Origin of the sequence: Candidatus Jidaibacter acanthamoeba (genome assembly GCF_000815465.1) — a bacterium.
Taxonomy (GTDB): Bacteria; Pseudomonadota; Alphaproteobacteria; order Rickettsiales; family Midichloriaceae; genus Jidaibacter; species Jidaibacter acanthamoebae.
In genome coordinates this window covers 63,562-82,437 of record NZ_JSWE01000124.1, presented here as the reverse complement: position 1 = coordinate 82,437, position 18,876 = coordinate 63,562, and the positions used below count along the sequence as shown (strand labels likewise).

The 18,876-nt window shown below is 33.7% G+C and carries 15 protein-coding genes and 2 tRNA genes; 9 read left to right on the top strand and 8 right to left on the bottom strand.

Annotation, left to right across the window (positions count from 1 at the left end):
* Window positions 1–155: 155 nt before the first annotated feature.
* Entirely contained in the window at window positions 156–1,289 is a 1,134-nt protein-coding gene (locus tag NF27_RS05945; RefSeq protein WP_039457005.1) for a hypothetical protein, read from the top strand.
* A gap of 65 nt (window positions 1,290–1,354) precedes the next feature.
* Here the strand turns inward: NF27_RS05945 and NF27_RS05940 are convergent, their stop codons facing one another.
* Both NF27_RS05940 and NF27_RS05935 read right to left on the bottom strand, forming a co-directional pair.
* Entirely contained in the window at window positions 1,355–1,603 is a 249-nt protein-coding gene (locus NF27_RS05940; protein WP_039457002.1) for a hypothetical protein, read from the bottom strand.
* A gap of 69 nt (window positions 1,604–1,672) precedes the next feature.
* Window positions 1,673–4,669 (bottom strand): YhdP family protein, encoded by a 2,997-nt coding sequence (locus NF27_RS05935; protein ID WP_039457000.1) that lies wholly within the window; start codon window positions 4,667–4,669, stop codon window positions 1,673–1,675.
* 95 nt (window positions 4,670–4,764) lie between these two features.
* On the opposite strand from NF27_RS05935, the gene NF27_RS05930 reads away from it, so the two are divergent.
* From NF27_RS05930 to NF27_RS05910, 5 genes are all read left to right on the top strand, one after another.
* Entirely contained in the window at window positions 4,765–5,379 is a 615-nt protein-coding gene (locus NF27_RS05930) for a LolA family protein (protein WP_039456997.1), read from the top strand.
* Between the two features lie 96 nt (window positions 5,380–5,475).
* Window positions 5,476–5,550: transfer RNA gene (locus NF27_RS05925), tRNA-Gly, on the top strand.
* Between the two features lie 60 nt (window positions 5,551–5,610).
* A tRNA-Ala gene (locus tag NF27_RS05920) sits at window positions 5,611–5,686 on the top strand.
* 890 nt (window positions 5,687–6,576) lie between these two features.
* Window positions 6,577–6,840: a hypothetical protein gene (locus NF27_RS12795; protein ID WP_204367870.1), complete on the top strand. Its 264-nt coding sequence runs from the start codon at window positions 6,577–6,579 to the stop codon at window positions 6,838–6,840.
* Window positions 6,841–7,254: 414 nt separating this feature from the next.
* Window positions 7,255–8,007, top strand: coding sequence for an ankyrin repeat domain-containing protein (locus NF27_RS05910; RefSeq protein WP_053332627.1), 753 nt, complete (start codon window positions 7,255–7,257; stop codon window positions 8,005–8,007).
* A gap of 28 nt (window positions 8,008–8,035) precedes the next feature.
* On the opposite strand, the gene NF27_RS05905 is transcribed toward NF27_RS05910, so the two are convergent.
* The 4 genes from NF27_RS05905 to NF27_RS05890 all read right to left on the bottom strand — a co-directional run bounded on the left by NF27_RS05905 (window position 8,036) and on the right by NF27_RS05890 (window position 14,088).
* Window positions 8,036–10,087 (bottom strand): S9 family peptidase, encoded by a 2,052-nt coding sequence (locus NF27_RS05905; RefSeq protein WP_039456994.1) that lies wholly within the window; start codon window positions 10,085–10,087, stop codon window positions 8,036–8,038.
* Between the two features lie 87 nt (window positions 10,088–10,174).
* The gene (acnA, locus tag NF27_RS05900) at window positions 10,175–12,853 is read right to left on the bottom strand and encodes an aconitate hydratase AcnA (protein WP_039456991.1); all 2,679 of its coding nucleotides are present in this window, start codon (window positions 12,851–12,853) and stop codon (window positions 10,175–10,177) included.
* Window positions 12,854–12,970: 117 nt separating this feature from the next.
* Window positions 12,971–13,858, bottom strand: a complete 888-nt coding sequence (locus NF27_RS05895; protein WP_039456988.1) for an FkbM family methyltransferase — start codon at window positions 13,856–13,858, stop codon at window positions 12,971–12,973.
* Between the two features lie 2 nt (window positions 13,859–13,860).
* Window positions 13,861–14,088 carry a carbon storage regulator gene (locus tag NF27_RS05890; RefSeq protein WP_039456985.1) on the bottom strand — a complete coding sequence of 76 codons (228 nt, stop codon included), beginning with the start codon at window positions 14,086–14,088 and terminating at the stop codon, window positions 13,861–13,863.
* Window positions 14,089–14,195: 107 nt separating this feature from the next.
* Here NF27_RS05890 and fliR point away from each other — a divergent pair, with 107 nt between their 5' ends.
* From fliR to NF27_RS05870, 3 genes are all read left to right on the top strand, one after another.
* On the top strand, window positions 14,196–14,960 hold the full coding sequence (gene fliR / locus NF27_RS11840; RefSeq protein WP_084212830.1) for a flagellar biosynthetic protein FliR: 765 nt from the start codon (window positions 14,196–14,198) through the stop codon (window positions 14,958–14,960).
* Between the two features lie 3 nt (window positions 14,961–14,963).
* Window positions 14,964–16,049: a flagellar biosynthesis protein FlhB gene (gene flhB / locus NF27_RS05875; RefSeq protein ID WP_039456978.1), complete on the top strand. Its 1,086-nt coding sequence runs from the start codon at window positions 14,964–14,966 to the stop codon at window positions 16,047–16,049.
* A gap of 152 nt (window positions 16,050–16,201) precedes the next feature.
* On the top strand, window positions 16,202–17,185 hold the full coding sequence (locus NF27_RS05870) for a hypothetical protein (protein ID WP_039456976.1): 984 nt from the start codon (window positions 16,202–16,204) through the stop codon (window positions 17,183–17,185).
* Window positions 17,186–17,194: 9 nt separating this feature from the next.
* Here NF27_RS05870 and NF27_RS05865 read toward each other — a convergent pair whose 3' ends face one another.
* Both NF27_RS05865 and NF27_RS05860 read right to left on the bottom strand, forming a co-directional pair.
* Window positions 17,195–18,142, bottom strand: a complete 948-nt coding sequence (locus NF27_RS05865; RefSeq protein ID WP_039456973.1) for a tyrosine recombinase XerC — start codon at window positions 18,140–18,142, stop codon at window positions 17,195–17,197.
* 93 nt (window positions 18,143–18,235) lie between these two features.
* Window positions 18,236–18,832, bottom strand: coding sequence for a hypothetical protein (locus NF27_RS05860; protein ID WP_152606856.1), 597 nt, complete (start codon window positions 18,830–18,832; stop codon window positions 18,236–18,238).
* Window positions 18,833–18,876 lie beyond the last annotated feature (44 nt).

The following is an 18,876-nucleotide window of genomic DNA, read 5'->3' as shown; positions in this document are numbered from 1 at the left end:
TACTTATATAAGAAGTTTTATTACATATAAGCGTTAAGCAACCATTAGTCAATTATTTATAAGTAAGTATTAAAGTAAAATTAATTGATAACAGAAATAAATCATATTAGTATCTTGGATATTATTTGTTATCATTTGTTACAGGGGTTTTTACTATGAGTCACGCTATAATAAAGTTGTTGCCGAAGTTGGTAGTGCTATCATGCACACTTTCGCTTTTGGGTTGCTCTAGCGCGATTAATCCATGGTATAATAATAAGCACCCGCAAAGAAAACAATCATTTATAAAACGCCATCCGGTTAGGGATAATATGTTTGTTGAAAACGGCGGCTTATCTAAAAAATCCAAAAACAATCCTTTTACTACTGATATCGGAGCAAACGGATTTTATTCCACTAATCCCGGAATTAAGCCTATTAATAAAACTACCGGGGTATATAAGAATCCTCTAGGCGGATCCTATAGTGCTGAGGTAGAAAGAAATAACGAGGTTATACAGCACCGAAATACAGAAACTAAGAAGAAAGGTGAGGAATCTTCTATTATGAGCTTCTTTAAGGGCGGGGTAGGAAAAACAAAAAGCTTTTTTAGCGGTGAAGATAATAGCCCCTCTTCACAGCAAAATGCTATAGAGCAAGCACCAACGGAAATTAAGAGAGTACCGAAGGGAAATTATGATACAAGCAATCAATCATTACCCGATGATGATTTAAATATAACGGAGCAGGGAGGTAGCTCGAGTTTGGGTTATAGCTATTATGACTTTGCGGATGATTTGCCGACCCCTCCTGCTGCCGCAGTAACAACAAAACCTAATGTCTCTAGCTCAGAGTTTAGAAAACCTAAAGTTGTTAATAATGATGTAACTATTAATAATGTCGGATATAAAGAAACCAGAGAGGTTCCTATTAATAAAGGAATAGATGACAGAGAGGTGATATTTTATCCACACCCGGAAAAGACTGAATTTGATGAGTATTGCTTGCAGCAAAATAAGCCAACTTCTTCATTTAAAGGATTTTTTAAAAAGTATGCTAAGAAAGCATCAGGCATTTTTAAATTCAATGAAGCAAATGCAGCCGAAATTGAAGATAATAAAGCTGATTCCAATGATGAAATTAATGAGCTAAGTAAGTTAAACACTCCGATAATTACCGACCAGGATATGGAAGAAAATAAAAAGATTAATCCTGATTTAAAAGATGTGCCGCCAATGCCTCAAAATTTAAAGGAACTAAAGAAGTATCAGGAAGAGGCTAAAAGCTTAGAACAAAAGACTAATGAGTAGTTGTGATATGCTGCTTAGTTTTTTAAATAAATTTTAAGCAGCATTTTAAAATTTTATAGTATCATTTATTTACTAATCCCGCTTAATAGATCAGCTGAATTAAGTACAAAACTATTAACAAAGCTTGAAGTTAAGCTAACCTGGTTTGAAATAACTGTGAGTATATCATCTACAGATGTCAGGATAGCCTGAGAGATAAGTGCAGTAGAAACTTCATATTTTTCTTGTACATCTCTATGCAAAGGTGCCATTGCATAAAGCGCTTCATTTATAGCTTTGTTTTTCCTGTCATCACTCAGTTTATTATTTTTCATGAATTACTCATATATTTTATTTTCGCGTAAGCAATATATCATGTTAAATCAATAATTAAAGTGCAAATTTTAAAATATATTTCTTAAAAATCCGGGAGTTAATATAGAAAGCGGATTTACGGAAGGAGAGGGGCCTTCACCCTCTAAACTACCCTTTAAAGCAAATTTAGTGCCAATAATTCCTGAGTTTTTGCCGCCTGAGATGGTACTACCGATTAGTGGAATGTTATCAACAATAGAGTTAATAATATTTGCAGGAACTAATGTGCCTGAAATATCAATATATTTTTTATTTAAGTCTATAGTGCCATCAGTAACAATAGTTAAGACCGCACCTTTCTGAACGCAATTATTTATGGTTATAATCCCGGATTTAAAGGTAAACGGGCAGCTTAGCTTATCAAAAGATACGCCTTTACCTTGCATCATATTAATAATTCCTGATGCGGTCGTAAGTGAGGATATTGAAAGTAGTTTAGTAAAAATAGGAGCATTTTTTAAATTAAAATCAGTTATATTCAAACTACCCGTAAGGTTATCTTTTTGTGAATAAGTTCCGGTTAATTTCAATAAACCTCGTTCTATATTAGGTGAAATACCGAAAGCAGCAATAATTTTACCCGCATTAGAGGTTTGTATATTAAGAGTGGGATAATTGAGGCTTGCTTCTATTGTTTCATTATTTCCTAAGCTTCCGTTGAGACTAAAGAAGTTACAGCTGCTTTGGTTGCATTTTGCATTCAATACCGGAGAATTAATAACCACTCCGTTTTTAAGCACCAACCTCTTTATTTTACTTTCAAATACAAATGGTTTATCTCGCTTAGTGTTTGATGTTTCGGAAAGTTTAGAAAAATCTAAGGTGCTTAAATTTACCTCATTACCTCTTAAAAGTAAGTAATCGGATTTTGCCGAGCTTTTATAGGTAAAGCCGAATGAGCTGCCTTTTACAATTGTTTTATTGGAATTTACGCTTGCAATGTTAAGGTTTTGGTCAGTTTCAATTGTCCCTTCACTAGTAAGGTTCGGAATACTCAGTTTGTAATCTTTAATTTTATATTCGCCATTTACGTTATCCAATTTTAATTTTAAAAAGCCGGGTTCTCCGATTCCTTTCTTAACTCCTATTTTACTAATATTTAAGCTGTTATTTTTTAAATTGATTTCAATTTCTATGCCGGTTTCCTGGTTTAAATCCTTAGTGATAACTAAATTAGCAGGAATTTTATTATTGCTTACAATAATATTACCGATACTATGTCCCTGTTTATTAATAAAATCCTTAGTTAGTGCCAGCTCTACCTTAGTTTTACTAATATATTTGTTAGTATCTTCCGGGCTTAAAAATTCTTCGTGATTGATTGTAAGCGGAAGATTCTCAACAAAATTTGCTGTGCCGTTTATAAGTAAAATATTATCTTTTAAATTTACTTTTAATGACCCGTTAGAGATCGGGTATTTATTAAATACCTCAGTTTTAAGATCGGATATTTGAGAAGCCACGTTAAGGTTGAAATTTTTATTATTTTCTTCTCCTGTAAGCGGGACTGATATCTCTAATTCAGAAGCTGTATTGCCTTGTAAACTCTTAAACTCTAAGTTTTGTTTTTCAGAGTATATATAAGCTAGATCAATAGAATCCTGAACTGAACCGATTAATTTACCTTTAATATTAAGCATAGTATTTTTGCCGATAAGATCATTAATATTAATATCAAAATCTTTAAGTTCAGAGGAAAGTATTTTTCCATTCTTAATTTTTATATTAATTTTATTAGGATAAATATCTATTATGCCATTAATATTGCTTATTAAGGGTGAATTTTTAGGGTATTGTAAAGCTGCATTTTCAATCGGAAATGTTACATATAAACTATCATCTTTTAAATCCTTTCCGCTTGCCAAATCCTCGAGGTTAAAATGTAAGTGTGCGCTAACTCCCTTTATTTCTGCCGCTTTTAAGTACTCGTTTATCCAAGTATATGACTTAGGAGATAAGGTTCTCGGCCAGAGTTTTAATATTTGTTCTAAGTTAATTTTACTGGTGCTTGCATTTATACTTAATATGTTATCTGTAAATTTCCCGCTTATTAAAATCTGATTGCCTTGGAAGAGAATCTTAAGCCTTTCAAATTCAATAGTGCTGCAACCGTTTAAACACTTTCCTAAGATTGTTAAATTATCTATTATTACCGGTGTGGTAAAATCCTGATTAGGGTTGATTAAACCTCTAGTGCTATTAATATTAAAGTTGAGCTGATCAAAGGTATTAAACTTTGTAGTTATTGCTTTAAAATTTAAGTCTAATTTAATATCTGCATTATTAAGTATCTTTGTACCAAAGCCAAGCTCATTAAGAGATTTATAACTTATCCCTTTAACCACCCCTGAAATAACAAGTTCTTTTTTAGAAGAAGTATTAAATACAGAATTAATGGTAATATTTTCCTCATTTATTTTTGCTTGTACTTTTGCTCTAAGTAATAGAGTGTTACCACTTTTTACCGGACTAAATGAAGCTTTTTCAACCTTGAATGTAATCGGGTTATTATTTTTTATAAATGTAAAGCTGGTATTAAGAAGTATGAAATTAAATCTTTTTAATCTCTTCTTATTTTTTAAAATAAAGTTATCAATTAAGTCTACCGGTATATCCTTAGTTAACTCCCGATTACCGCCCTTTAAAGGAGCAAAGTTAATTTTATCAAGTGAAAGTTCTAAATTCACCAGGGGTTGCTTGGTGAAGGGGATTAAACCGGCCGGATAAAATTTTATCTTTGTATTAGTTAAAATTAAAGGGTCATAATTTGATAGGGTAATGTTTAGATTATTAATATCAAAATATATGCTATAATCTTTTTTATTAAGGCCGGCTTTTAACTCTTTTATGTTAAATTTTGCATTAGGTACTAGTTCGGTCGCTTGATTGGAAACATATTTTGCAGCGAATGGTATGGATTTTGAACCGGTTGCAAGCCAAATATAAATTGAAAACAACAATATTGCCGCTAAAGCAACTAAGCTGAAAATAATTTTACTTAATATCTTAAAAGCCCTAATAAGCACTTGAATATTTGAGTTGGGTTCACTTATTATACTACTATAACATAAAATAATAAATTTTTAACGTCTTAAAATATAAGAAATATAAGGAAAATTATATGTATAATAAATCACTACTTTTTATCTTTTTTTTGCTAATCCCGAATATAATGTTTGCAGCTGCTGATTCTGTTATTGAAGTTGAAAACTATTTAAACTCAATTACAACGCTTAGCGCTGATTTTAAGCAATATAGCAGTGACGGTACAATTAAAGAAGGTAAGTTTTTATTATCAAAGCCCGGCAAGATGAAATGGGAATACTTAAAGCCAAAAAAAGCGCTTGTTATCAGTAACGGAAAAAATATAGTATATTATGATTATGAACTGGAGGAGGCTAGTTATATTTCAACCAAAGCCGTACTTGCTCACTTTTTAAGTAAAGAAAAAATCAACCTTGCAAAAGATGTGCTTGTTGAGAAATATATAGCAGGCAAACATTATTCCGAACTTGTTATCTCCGAGAAGAACAGAGATTATGAAAAATCAGCTATAGCCGGGTTGACACTTAAGTTTGAACGTGATGATAATCATAAAATAAAGTTAGCTGAAGTTGATGTCGTTGATGAAAGCGGGCAGGAGATAGAAATTATATTTAGTAATATAAAAACTAATACTGAGATTAATAAATCTGAATTTATATTTAGAAACCCTAACTTTTTTAGCGGTTCTTAAGCTATAGCTCCCGGAGAAACAATTCAGGATGAGAAATTTTAAAAATAGTATTGCAATTATTAATTTTACAATTATATTGGCATTTGCTTAAAACATGCGGGTGTAGCTCAGGGGTAGAGCACAACCTTGCCAAGGTTGGGGTCGAGGGTTCGAATCCCTTCTCCCGCTCCATTTAGTGCTTGCTTTTTTATAAAAATATATTTATAAGCAAGTAAGCAGTTTAAAGCATATGGGGACATAGCTCAGTTGGTAGAGCACCTGCTTTGCAAGCAGGGGGTCATCGGTTCGAATCCGTTTGTCTCCACCACATAGAATCCGGCTTTCAGCGATATATGTAAAATTCAGAGATTTATTAGTGCTAATCTTAAGTGTAAAAAACTACAATAAGTATATTCTATGCATTTAAATAAGATTACATTGGTCTACTTGGCTTCTATCCTTAAATTTTAATGTTAAGATTTTTATTAAAGTCGATTTTGAATCAGAATTAAATATAGTGAATATCATTTATACAATTACCGGTTTAGTTTCATGCTCATGCCGAAAAGCTCTGCCGACCGAATAAGCTAGAGGGTAACATCAAATCAGATTCATACCATTTTGTGTGATATGACGCATAAACTTTTGCTTTCTATTGTTAGTTTTTGATAAATTGGTAGGATCACTTGTCCTTGAACCCTAAAAAGTAAGAATATAAATCTGGATTTAAGTAAAAAAATTATCGAATACCTATCGAAGCGCCCTGGGCAGAAGTTTACTGCCCGCGAGATCGCAGAGTGGATATTTGAAATCTACCCTGATGAGTGCGAGGCCAAACGGGAATGCAGTAAAGCAACTGCTAATAAGCTTGATAATGATCAAGCATTAGTTCAGCAAATTATCGCAGAAATTGGGGCGCGGCGTAAGCACTTGCAGAAACGAAACACAAAACTGAAAACCACGGAAGAGCGACCCCACAAATATTACTACACGACTCAAAGCGATCAGGCCGAAATAGAAGAAGCAGAGTCTGGTCTCCTCTCTGCATCAATAACTCAAAGGGATGCGGCACGTTTATCGGAACATGATCTTTACCTGATGCTTTCAAGTTTTCTTTGAGCTGAATATAGCATTTACAGTAAACGCATTGATGAGAAACGCTAATTAAACAATCACGGTACAAACTGCAATAAATGGTTTTACCCTGATCTTGTTGCCATGGAAGATTTAACGGCTGATTGGGATCAGAAAGTAAGAAATTGTGTCCGGCAATATTCAGATAAAAAAACAAATTGTGGTTATTTGAAGTTTAAGCTGCTCATCAACCGTTCAAATGTTCGCCGAGTATCCTTTCAGGCGGTATCTAATTCTTTCTGGGCTAACTATGGCTATTTGGTAGCGGCGGAATTGGAAGGTTCCGACATCAAGCGTGAATTGCTGATTTTTTCTGCACTACATGGAACCCGGCTTTATCTTGTTTGATAATAAAACTCCTGTAGAGAGTCAGGTATTAATTCCTGCTAAAGAGCGTATTGAAATTGATTGGGATAATGTAAATAGGCTGGTTGAAGAAAACTAGGACTTTCAGGACTTCATTGAAGATGTTACCTGTTTTTTATCAGCCGGGCAAAACTAAGCGGTATAATTGGGATATTAAAGAGGATTAACCCTTCTGGTGATTTTGGGTTTTTCGGCTGCAATATCCGAATACATTCCTTGAACATTTATTATAAATCATACTTAAACACCCTTTGTATATTCTTTTGTTTATTGCTATATAGATTCCTTGTAATAATTATTTATTAAATAACTTTGTGGTTACTGTGTGTACTAAGTATAATAATTAATTACTAAGTTAGTACAGTACAAAAGAAATATTATTAAAGGAAAATTAGAATGAAAGATAAAATTAATGAGCAATTCATAGAAGCGGTAAAGGCAGGAAATTTAAAAAGGGTAGATGAACTAATAAAAAACGGGGCTGATATTCATGTAAAGACTAAAGACTGTGAAACGGCTATGCATTTTGCCGCTGAAAGCGGACATCAAGATACAGTTGAATTTTTATTAAAAAAAGGACTCGAAGTTAATGCTAGAACGGAAGAGGGTAAAACCCCGATTCACTATGCTGCACAAAAAGGGTGTAACCATATAATTGAGTTTCTTCAAAGATTCGGTGCCAATATTAATGCTGTAACCATAGACTATGAAACGGCTATGCATTTTGCCGCTGAAGGCGGGTATCAAAATACTATAGAATTTCTTATAAATAATGGGCTTGAAGTAGATACAAGAACAGAGGAAGGTGAAACCCCGCTCCATTATGCAGCACAAGACGGGCATAACCATATAATTGAGCTTCTTGTAGACAAAGGAGCAGATATTAATGCTGTGGCTGAGGATGGAGAAACAGCTATGCATTTTGCCGCACGCGGCGGGCAACTTCATACGGCTAAGTTTCTTATAAAAAAAGGATTGAAAACTAATTTAAAAAATAAGCGAGGTGAAACTCCGGCGGATTGTGCATTTTCCGAAGGAAAAGCTGCTGTTGTGAGTTTTTTAAATAAATTTGAAGTTAAGCCATGGGCAGAAAGAATAATTGGAGAATTCACGCTAAATAAAATTCTACCGCGTAATTCAAGTTTATAAATATTAAACTTTTAGGGTTTGAGATTAATTAAACCCCGAATATTTTAAGTATAAAGCTATATTCCTGTGCGCTATCCTTCAAGTATTCGAACCTGCCTGAAGCTCCGCAGTGGCCGGCATCCATATTAGTTTTAAGCACAAGCAGATTATTATCCGTTTTATAATCTCTAAGTTTTGCTACCCATTTTGCCGGTTCCCAATAAGTTACTCTCGGATCGGTTAATCCGGCAGTTACATATAATGCCGGGTAATCTTGTCTCTTTATATTATCATAAGGTGAATAAGATTTAATATAGCGGTAATATTCTTCATTTTTAGGATTACCCCATTCGGAATATTCCCCCGGAGTTAAAGGTAAACTTTCGTCAAGCATAGTGTTTAGTGCATCGACATAAGGAACATCCGCAACGGCCATTTTAAATAAATCAGGCCTTTCATTCACGCAAACCCCAACCAGCAAACCTCCTGCACTGCCGCCGACTATTACAATATTTTGTTTACGAGTATAATTATTAGCAATTAAGTATTCCGCACAAACAATAAAATCATCAAAAGTATTTTTTTTATTTAATAACTTACCATCCAGATACCATTCTTGTCCCATTTCATCACCGCCTCTAATATGAGCTATCGCATATACAAACCCTCTATCCAGTAGGGAAACTATGTCAGAACGGAATCTTGCATGGGTAGGATAGCCATATGAACCGTATCCGTAAAGGTATAACGGATTGGAGCCGTCATGCTTAAATCTATCTTTCCTGTAAACTAAAGAAATCGGTATTTCTACACCATCCTTACCTTTAGCAAATATTCTTTCCGAAGCATAGTAAGATTTATCATACCCACCTAATACTTCCTTAGTTTTCAAGGTTTCTATATGGTTGTCAAAGAAGCTATTTTCCATAATCATCTCAGGGGAGTTTAATGAGGAATAAGAAAACCGAATATTCACATCATCAAAAGTTGTGAAGATCGGTGAAATAAAATAGCTGGGGTCGGGAAAATTTATTTTATGGAAGTTTTTAAAATCATAATCATATACTTTTAAACAACTTAAGCCTTTATGCTGAGACTGCACCACTATGGTATCTTTAAAAGTAAAGAAATCAGTTAAGTAATTTTCATTGCTATGCGGGATAACTTCCTGCCAATTAGCCGATTCAGGACTAGTTAGGGGAGCTTTTACCAACCTAAAATTTTTGCCGCCTGAATTAGTTTTTATATAAAAATATCCATCTCTGTGTTCAATGTAATAAAGATGATTATCTTTCCTTGGCTCAATTAACTTTGGTTCCAAGTTATCGGAGTTAAAATCCAGCACCAAAATTTCATTATAATCTTTACTTTCAGAATCAATAATTAAGAATTGTTCGCTCTTTGATTTGCTAATGCTGACCCTGAATATTTGGTCATTTTCCTTGAATATCAACTTATCTTGCTCGCTTGAAGTGCCGAGTTCATGGTAATAAACTTTATCCGTTCTCCAAAATTCATTTAGTTTAGTATAAAAGAACCCTTTTCCGTTCTTATGCCAAACTATGCTTCCTATACTATCACTAATCTCATCTCTTAATAATGCGTTACTATTTAAGTTTTTAACGTATATATTATATCTTTCACCGCCCGTAGTATCAGTAGAATATGCTAACATAGAGTGATCAGGGCTTATTGCAATTGCACCTAAATCAAAAAAGCAAAGATCTTTTCCAAGCTCATCACAGTCAAGAATAATTTCTTCAGGATTATCCAAGGAATTTTTCTTCCTGCAAAAAATCTGGTAATTGGAATGTTCAGTTGTTCTGGAGTAATAATAATATTCATTGCGCTTTATAGGGTAGGTGGTATCAGTGAGCTTTATACGGTTCTTAAGCTCCTTATATATGGCCTCTTCCATATCTTTTTGAGAAGCCATAATACTTTCAAAGTATTTATTTTCTTCCTTAAGGTAATTTAGAACTTCTTCATCTTTAACATCCGGCCAGTTTTTATCTCTTAACCAAGCATAATCATCGGTTAGTTTTTCACTATGGATCTCAAATATATAAGGAATTTTTTTCGCAACGGGAGGTAAAGACATAAGGTTCTACTTTGTTATTGTGGTTACTTCATAGAACCTTTTGTATCTTTCTTCGTCTGCTCTTTCAAGCAAATATTAATTAAATAATTAAACTAATTTTCTAAGCACATATTGTAAAATACCGCCATTATTCACATATTCCACTTCAACTTCAGTATCAACTCTTAGAGTTAAAGTAATTTCATTAATAATCATACCGTCTAATGAAATAGTACATTTAACCGGTTTAAGCGGGGTAATATTTTCCAAACCTGTAATACTCACAGTTTCCTTGCCGGAAAGCTTTAAATCTTTCCAGGTTAAACCGTTTTGGAATACTAAAGGCATAACTCCCATTCCGACTAAGTTTGATCTATGGATCCTTTCAAAGCTTTCAGCAATAACCGCTTTTACCCCTAAAAGATTAGTTCCTTTAGCTGCCCAGTCTCTGGATGAACCAGTTCCGTATTCCTTACCGGCAAAAATTACCAGCGGAATATTTTCTTCTCTGTATTTCATTGCAGCATCATAAATGCTTTCAACCTCACCTTCATCCATATATCTGGTTAAGCCGCCTTCAGCTCCGCCGGCCATCTCGTTTTTAATTCTGGTATTGGCAAAAGTTCCACGCATCATAACTTCATGATTCCCGCGTCTTGACCCGTAAGAGTTAAATTCATCGACGGGAATATTATGGCTAAGTAAGTATTTAGCAGCCGGACTGGTTTTAGCAATATTTCCCGCCGGGCTGATATGATCGGTTGTAATGCTGTCGCTAAGAAGAGCAAGTATTCGAGCATTTGATATATCATCCGTTCCGCTCGGATTAATGCTCATATTTTCAAAGTATGGTGGTTGTTTGATATAAGTACTCTTATCATTCCATGTATAATTCAGCCCGGTTGAAATGGTAATTTGTTTCCATTCTTCTTCGCCTTCAAAAACTTCGGCATATTTGCTCGCAAACATCTGAGGCGTAATTACACTGCTCATGACTTCTCTAATCTCTTCATTACTCGGCCAAATATCTTTTAAGAAAACGTTGTTCCCATGCTTGTCTTTACCGATCGGCTCGGAGCTTAGATTGATTTCCATCGTTCCTGCAATCGCATAAGCTACACAAAGCGGTGGCGAAGCAAGATAGTTAGCTCTTACATAAGGGTGTACTCTTCCTTCAAAGTTTCTATTCCCTGAAAGAACGGCTGCAACTACCAGGTTGTTATCCACTATAGTTTTTTCAATTTCTTCAAGTAAAGGCCCTGAGTTACCTATGCATGTAGTGCACCCGTAACCGACCAGATAAAACCCCAATTCATCAAGATAGTATTGCAATCCGGATTTACTCAAATACTCGCTAACAACTTTTGATCCCGGCGCAAGTGAAGTTTTGACCCATGGTTTAACATTTAAGCCTTTTTCTATAGCTTTTTTAGCTAATAATCCTGCACCGATCATTACGCTTGGGTTTGAGGTATTAGTACAACTTGTGATTGCAGCAATAACTACATTACCGTTGCCTAGTGTAAAGCTTTTGCCCTGAACATGAAATTCTTTATCCGTATTAGAGCTATCTTTATTTAAGCTTGGTAACTCTTTTTGAAAATTTTGAGGTATTGCAGAAAGATTTATTTTATCTTGCGGTCTTTTCGGACCAGCTAAACTTGGTTCTACTTCGCTTAAGTTTAACTCTAAGGTATCGGTAAATTCCATGCTCATTGAGTCATCACGCCATAAACCTTGTTCTTTAGCATACGTTTCAACTAAATCAATCACCTCTTTAGGTCTTGCCGACAACTCTAGATATTTTACAGTTTCTTCGTCAATTGGGAAGAATCCGCACGTTGCACCATATTCCGGTGCCATATTAGCAATTGTGGAACGATCTGCCAGCGGTAAATGTTTTAAACCTTCGCCGTAAAACTCGACAAATTTACCCACCACCCCTTTTTTACGAAGCATATTAGTAACCGTTAACACTAAGTCGGTCGCTGTTACTCCTTCTCTTAAGTTGCCGGTCATTTTAAACCCGATTACTTCCGGCAGTAACATTGAAATAGGCTGCCCGAGCATTGCAGCTTCTGCTTCAATACCTCCGACTCCCCAACCAAGAACTGATAAACCGTTAATCATGGTTGTGTGGCTATCCGTCCCGACTAAAGTATCAGGGTAGGCGAAAGTTTCACCTCTCATCGACATTGTCCAAACTACTTGAGCTAAATACTCTAAATTCACCTGGTGGCATATCCCGGTGCCCGGAGGCACAACTCTGAAGTTGTTGAAAGCGTCCTGACCCCACCTTAGGAATTCATATCTTTCCAGGTTCCTTTCCATTTCATATTTTACATTCACTTTTAAAGAATCAGGTGTGGCGTATTTATCTACCTGCACAGAGTGGTCAATTACCAGATCAACGGGAATTAGAGGATTAACTTTGTTCGCATCCCCGCCCAATTTATTTATTGCATCACGCATGGCAGCAAGATCAACCACAGCTGGAACTCCGGTGAAATCCTGCATTAGAACTCTAGCCGGCAAAAAGGCTATTTCATGATCGGATTTTTTGGTTTTTAACCATTCAGCAACAGCTTCAAGATCTTTTCTTTTAACAACTCGGTTATCTTCAAATCTTAAAAGATTTTCTAAAATAATTTTCATCGAAATAGGGAGTCGTTTAGCATCAATATTTAAGCTTTGAGCTGCTTTATTCAGATTAAAATAAGTATATTCCTTACTCCCGATTTTTAACTTGCTTTTTGCACCGGTGCTGTTTTTATCCCCGAATTTCATAATCCCCTCAAAATATAAAAGCTCATATTCTTTTTAATTTAACTTATAATTCAATAAAATACCATAAAAAGTTAAATATAACTTTGTAGTTATTTTTCTTGTTTTATCTAAATCTTCTTAACCGATATAGTCTTTAGTGATTAATACATCGGCATTTTCTAAGATAAGCAATTGGTCTTTAGTAATCAACTTCATGCTTCCATCTTGGTTAATTATCCAGAATTCAAATTTTGCATTAACAAAATTATCAATTAATCTTGGGTAAATATCTCCATAATAGGCAAACTTTTTATAGTTCCAACGTAATATAATATTTAATTTAGGAGATCTGCTTATAATTCCTTTAGCTCCTTTAATGATTGCAAGTTCGCTTCCGTTGGTATCTATTTTAATTAAGGAAACATCACTTAAATCAGGAAGTAAATAATCAAGTGCTTCTGCATTCTTTTCAATATAATGATCTTTTTTAATATGGGTTGCTTTAGAGCTTACTATGGTTGAAGAAAGCGTAGGGTATTCCGGATAAGTTTCTAAGAAACTTTTAGTATTTTCCGAAGAAAGTAAATTATTAAATACTTTAGTGTTTTTTATTTCATTCATATTAACCGAATAACGAAGCAGTTTATACACATTAGGAATAGCTTCAAAGCTATAAACTTCTCCATCTGCTGCAAGTTTAGACATTAAAACGGTATGATACCCGTAGCCTGCACCTATATCAATACATGTGCCGTCATTTTTAACTATCTTCTTAATAATAGGCGTCAAATGTTCTTTGTATGTGCCGTGCTCAATAAGAGCTTTGCCCTGATATTCATCATGACTGTTTACGAGCAGTGGGAACTCATACTTAGTTTCAACTAAAACCACATCTTTTGCATGTCGGGTAAGTGAAGTATAACTGATGAGATAGGTAATTACGGCAGTTAATACAATTGCTAAAGTTATTACGGCTGCAACCTGAAATTTTTTACTTAGTAATATTTCTTTTAATTTTTCTTTCATAGTTATTTTACTTTATCATCATTACTGTCATCTTGCTCAACATCGAAAGCGACAAGAGCTTCCAAGTTCTCTTTTTGCATTCTATCATATACTTCTTTTCTTAAAACCGAACAAGAATTTGGAAAACTAAGCCCTAATTTTACATGTTTCCTTGTTATTTCAATAACTTTAATCTCAATATTATTATTTATAATAATGGATTCTTCTGGCTTTCTTACTAAATATAACATATAGACTTTTTTAACTGCTAATATTATTTAATGTTTATGTTAACTTAATATTGCAAATAAATGCAATTTGTTATTTGTTATCATTGAGTTAAATTTTAATTTTTTATATGACATTAGTTGAATTTTCCAATTCAGGGTTGTTTTCGGTTTTTCTTGTCTTCAGTAGGGTGGGGTCAGCATTTATGTTCATTCCGGCTATCGGTGAAACAAGTGTTCCTACCATGGTAAAAGTAATCTTTGCCGGAGCTGTAAGTCTACTAATTTTTTCGTCAATGCCAAATAATATTTTATTCCCTGATTCGGTAATTTCAATAGCAGCGTTACTGTTCGGGGAAATAAGTATCGGGATAATGATCGGGCTTACAACTAAATTTATTATTAGTGCTGTGCATGTATTCGGGTTAGTGATGGCAACCCAATCCGGCTTGGCTTCCGCCATGCTTTTTGATCCTGCTCAAGCTACCCAAGGTAGCTTATTCGGTAATTTTTTTACAATACTTGCTATAATGCTTATTTTAAGTCTTGATTTGCATTTAGTAATAATTTCCGGCCTTGCCGATACTTATAAACACTTACCGATCGGTGGATTCGCCCAACATTTTGAGAGTTTTTCCGAGCTGATTATCAGGAGCGCATCAAGTGCTTTTATAACAGGGGTTAAAATGTCATTACCCTTTCTGGTAGTAAGTTTGATGCTCTTTTTAGGGGTGGGGATATTAGCAAAGCTGATACCGCAACTCCAAGTATTTTCATTGATTTTCCCTATACAAATTATAATAAACGTTTTGGTATTTATATTTATACTATCAAGCCTAAGTATGTGGTTTGTAGATTATTACCAAGAGCAATTGTCACAAATTTACGGTAGTTAAAATATGTCGGATGATAAAGATACGGATCAAAAAACTGAAGAACCTACCCAGCGGCGGATAGATGAAGCATTTAAAAAAGGGCAGGTGATCACTTCTAAAGAAGTAAATAATTTTATTACTCTGCTTGCATTTACCATTTTGCTAAGTTGGGTTTACCCCTATCTCTTAAAAATGATTCAAAATAAAATTTCTTTTTATATTTATTCGGCTCATCAGCTGGTTATAGGTGATAACTGGATAAGCATAATGCATCTTGTTAAGAGGTTGATCTTTGATTTTCTTTTTATATTATCTATCCCTTTAGTAATTGCGGTAATTACAATTATATTCAGTAATTTCGCACAGCATGGTTTTGTGTTGTCTGCTGAGGTGCTTAAGTTTGACCTAAGTAAAATTTCCCCGATGAAGGGTTTCGGAAGAATCTTTTCAATGAAGTCGGTTGTTGAGCTTATTAAAGGGATCTTTAAAATGATCGCGATTTCAATGGCAATATACCTGGCAATCTCTTCAGAGCTCAAGGTTCTGCCTATGATTCATACTTTAAGCTTTTACGGGTTTTTAGCACTCACTTTAAAGTTTATAACTAAAATGATGATAGCGGTTTGCATTGTAATGGGAGCAATTGCGGCCATCGATTATTTTTATCAAAGGTACGAGTTTTATAAAAACTTAAGGATGACTAAAGAGGAGATAAAAGAGGAGTATAAGCAAACTGAAGGAAGCCCTGAAATTAAATCCAAGTTGAAGTCAATTAGAATGGAAAGGGCGCAGAAACGTATGATGGCCTCGGTGCCGAGCGCTGATGTGATAATCACCAACCCGACCCACTTTGCGGTCGCTTTAAAATATGATCAGGATAACATGCCGGCACCACAGGTTATTGCTAAGGGGCAGGATAATATTGCACTTAGAATTAAGGAAGTTGCTATTGAAAATATGATTCCCGTCATTGAAGATGCTCCACTCGCTCGAGCACTTTATAGCTCCACCGAGATTGATCAGTATGTTCCGTTTGAGCATTATAAGGCGGTAGCGGAAGTAATTACCTATGTAATGCGCCTGAGAGGGAAGAAGTTTGGTAAGAAGTAGTTAATTATATATTCTAATAATTAAAAATTTGCTTATCGGTTATTACCAGATTATTAATATGCTTCTAATTGACTGAAATGAAATTTTTATACATTGTCAACATTGTCATGCACTAATATATTTATAATTTCTAAATATTAATGGTAAAGTATATGAAAAAAGAAAGTTTAATAAGCAAAATTGATATATTAAATTGCAAAAAAAGTTTAGATAGGGTAATTGAGAATATCGATATGTTATATGATGAATTTTCTCAAAAGGTAAATAATTTTAATTGTAATGTAGCTGCTACAAATCCAGAGTCAGATGCTAATATATACAAATATGGCAATATTATATTTAAAGCCTTACTCATAAATTTAGGGGAATATGATCCTCTTAAACAACCATTTCCACTACTCAAGAATGATATTAATTTTTTAACATTGAAAGATATAAATCTTATTAAAGAAAAAATTAGTATAAGTTGTAGACCTCAAAGTAAAAATTTTGGTAAAATTGAAGAGGAAGCTTTTATTACCTACTTTCAAAATATAGCTGAGGAAAAAACTTCTGTGTATAAATATAAAATTTCTCTACAAGAAAAAGTTGATACATGTAAAGAAGTTTCAAATAAAATTAATTATTATGATATTTTAAAAGGTATGTGTATAGAATCAGCTTTTACAGAAGAAAGATTTGAGTTTGATACACTGCAATTATGTGGGGAAAATTTTAAAAAAGAAGGATACTTTGATAAAATATACTACTCTAAAATTGAGAAGATTTTAGATACCTTTTTTGAGAAAATTGATGAAGGTAAAGAGGTGCCTTATATTTATAATATTTTCAGTAGTGTATGTCTAAAAGCAGATTCAGAAGATAATAAAATAAATGCTTATAATAAATATTTTAAAAATAATGGATGCTTAAATGAAGAATATTATCCTAAAATTGAAAAAGCTATAGATGTAATGTTAGAAAAAAATAATAATGATAAAGAGCTTTTTAATAAAATATTTAGTAGTGCTTCAGATCTTGAGCAGCATAATTTAGTTCAAAATCTTGTAGAAGAAGCAAAATTACAAACTAATGGGGAAGAAATAATAAACGAGTTATTTAATGCAACATCTTCTCAACACACCGACGAGTTATAGAAAAAAGGGCTAACTGCCCTTGACTTCTTTACTTCTGGGATGGAACATTTTATAGGCGTTTATCATATTTTCAGCATCAACTTTAGTATATCTTTGGGTAGTTGATAAACTTTGATGGCCGAGCAGTTCCTGGATTGTTCTTAAGTCGCCGCCGCTCCCCAGTAAATGTGTGGCAAAACTATGCCTGAATGCATGTGGGCTGGTATAGTGTGGTAGACCTAAGGTGTTTTTTAAGCTTCTGATTGTTTCTCTGAAGACATCAGGGTTTAATACCCCACCGTTTGCCCCTCTGAAAATCTCATTTTCCGATGTGTCATACGGGCAATGTTTTATATAATGGTTTATTGCATCTAAAATTTTAGGGAGTAGGGGGACAAGCCGTTCTTTTTTACCTTTACCTTTAATAAAAAGCATTTCATTTGAATTTTTAGGTATATTACAAAGCTTGAGTGATAATACTTCGCTGATTCTAAGCCCGGCGCCATATAAGAGAAGTAAAATAGCAGTATCTCTTGCTCCTACCCAATCTTTTTTGGCTAAAATTTCAATTATTTTAGTTGCTTCAACGGCGGATTTAGGGAGTAGGGCTTTAGGAAGCGGCTTATTCACCTTGTTAATTTTTATATTAAATATATTTTTATTATCAATAATTTTTTGGTTACTTAAATATTTATAAAATGCTCTTAAGGTTGAGAGTGCGCGAGCATTTGAGGTAGCTTTTAAATCTTTATTTTTTCTGCCGGCAAGCCATGCACGAAAATCTTGTACTTCAAGGGCTGAAATTAGCTTTAAATCTACTTGTTCCCCGCCGTTATAGCTTGAAATAAATGAAATAAAGTAAAAGAGATCCGTAACATATGCATTACACGTGTGCTTAGAATACTTCTTTATATTAGAAAGATAACTGATCCAATCCTTAACTATACTCTTAAGTTCGGTGGAAATTAAAATACTCATAATTTGATAAGTTTTTTTATTATCAATATATTAGTTTATTTATTATAAGCAAGGAAAATAGACCTTTAGAAGGAAAGATTTTCCATAACTAAATTAAAGTTCAAAAACTAACCGTTTTTCAAGGCTCCTGTGAATAACTGTTTCACTAAAACTACTGTTTCTTCGAAGGCTTGATATGATATTTTCTCTTTTAGAGTTTGGGTTTTCTTCGTTAATATCATAAATTCTAGGCGTTGTTGGTTCTTCATCTGTATAATCATTTTCATCACTACTGAGATTTAGTAATTTTTGAAAGCCTCTACTATTATTCTCTTCAGATATTTCGGCTACAAAGCTCTTTGCCGGTAAAAAATATTTTTTTAGTAAATTTATGCCCATTACAGTATTAGCAGCTAATGCTATTGCTGAAAGACAAACTAAAGTAACATTATTAAAAGTAATTGGAAGATAAGCAAAGGGGATTGCAATTAACGGTGAATATAAACATATAGACAAAGCTACTTCTTCAATAAATTTATAATTTATAAAACTTTGTTTTTTATCTATGATTTTTGATAAATTTTGAGCATTATAAATCTTTGTCAGTCCTAATAATTCTTCCTTGCTCTCTTCTCCTATCATCTTATTTATATTACAATTTGCATTGTTCCCTCTATTTCCCTCTCGACTTCTACTTAGTATCCCTGTCATAGTGGCTACACGATATAAATTAGTAATATCATTATGTTATACTT

Excerpts from the sequence above, each read along its gene's own strand:
- NF27_RS05910 (WP_053332627.1), top strand. The coding sequence starts at position 7,255 with ATGAAAGATAAAATTAATGAGCAATTCATAGAAGCGGTAAAGGCAGGA.
- NF27_RS05870 (WP_039456976.1), top strand. The coding sequence starts at position 16,202 with ATGAAAAAAGAAAGTTTAATAAGCAAAATTGATATATTAAATTGCAAA.
- NF27_RS12795 (WP_204367870.1), top strand. The coding sequence starts at position 6,577 with ATGGAAGATTTAACGGCTGATTGGGATCAGAAAGTAAGAAATTGTGTC.
- NF27_RS05895 (WP_039456988.1), bottom strand. The coding sequence starts at position 13,858 with ATGAAAGAAAAATTAAAAGAAATATTACTAAGTAAAAAATTTCAGGTT.
- NF27_RS05890 (WP_039456985.1), bottom strand. The coding sequence starts at position 14,088 with ATGTTATATTTAGTAAGAAAGCCAGAAGAATCCATTATTATAAATAAT.
- fliR (WP_084212830.1), top strand. The coding sequence starts at position 14,196 with ATGACATTAGTTGAATTTTCCAATTCAGGGTTGTTTTCGGTTTTTCTT.
- flhB (WP_039456978.1), top strand. The coding sequence starts at position 14,964 with ATGTCGGATGATAAAGATACGGATCAAAAAACTGAAGAACCTACCCAG.
- NF27_RS05945 (WP_039457005.1), top strand. The coding sequence starts at position 156 with ATGAGTCACGCTATAATAAAGTTGTTGCCGAAGTTGGTAGTGCTATCA.
- NF27_RS05940 (WP_039457002.1), bottom strand. The coding sequence starts at position 1,603 with ATGAAAAATAATAAACTGAGTGATGACAGGAAAAACAAAGCTATAAAT.
- acnA (WP_039456991.1), bottom strand. The coding sequence starts at position 12,853 with ATGAAATTCGGGGATAAAAACAGCACCGGTGCAAAAAGCAAGTTAAAA.
- NF27_RS05860 (WP_152606856.1), bottom strand. The coding sequence starts at position 18,832 with ATGACAGGGATACTAAGTAGAAGTCGAGAGGGAAATAGAGGGAACAAT.
- NF27_RS05865 (WP_039456973.1), bottom strand. The coding sequence starts at position 18,142 with ATGAGTATTTTAATTTCCACCGAACTTAAGAGTATAGTTAAGGATTGG.
- NF27_RS05930 (WP_039456997.1), top strand. The coding sequence starts at position 4,765 with ATGTATAATAAATCACTACTTTTTATCTTTTTTTTGCTAATCCCGAAT.
- NF27_RS05905 (WP_039456994.1), bottom strand. The coding sequence starts at position 10,087 with ATGTCTTTACCTCCCGTTGCGAAAAAAATTCCTTATATATTTGAGATC.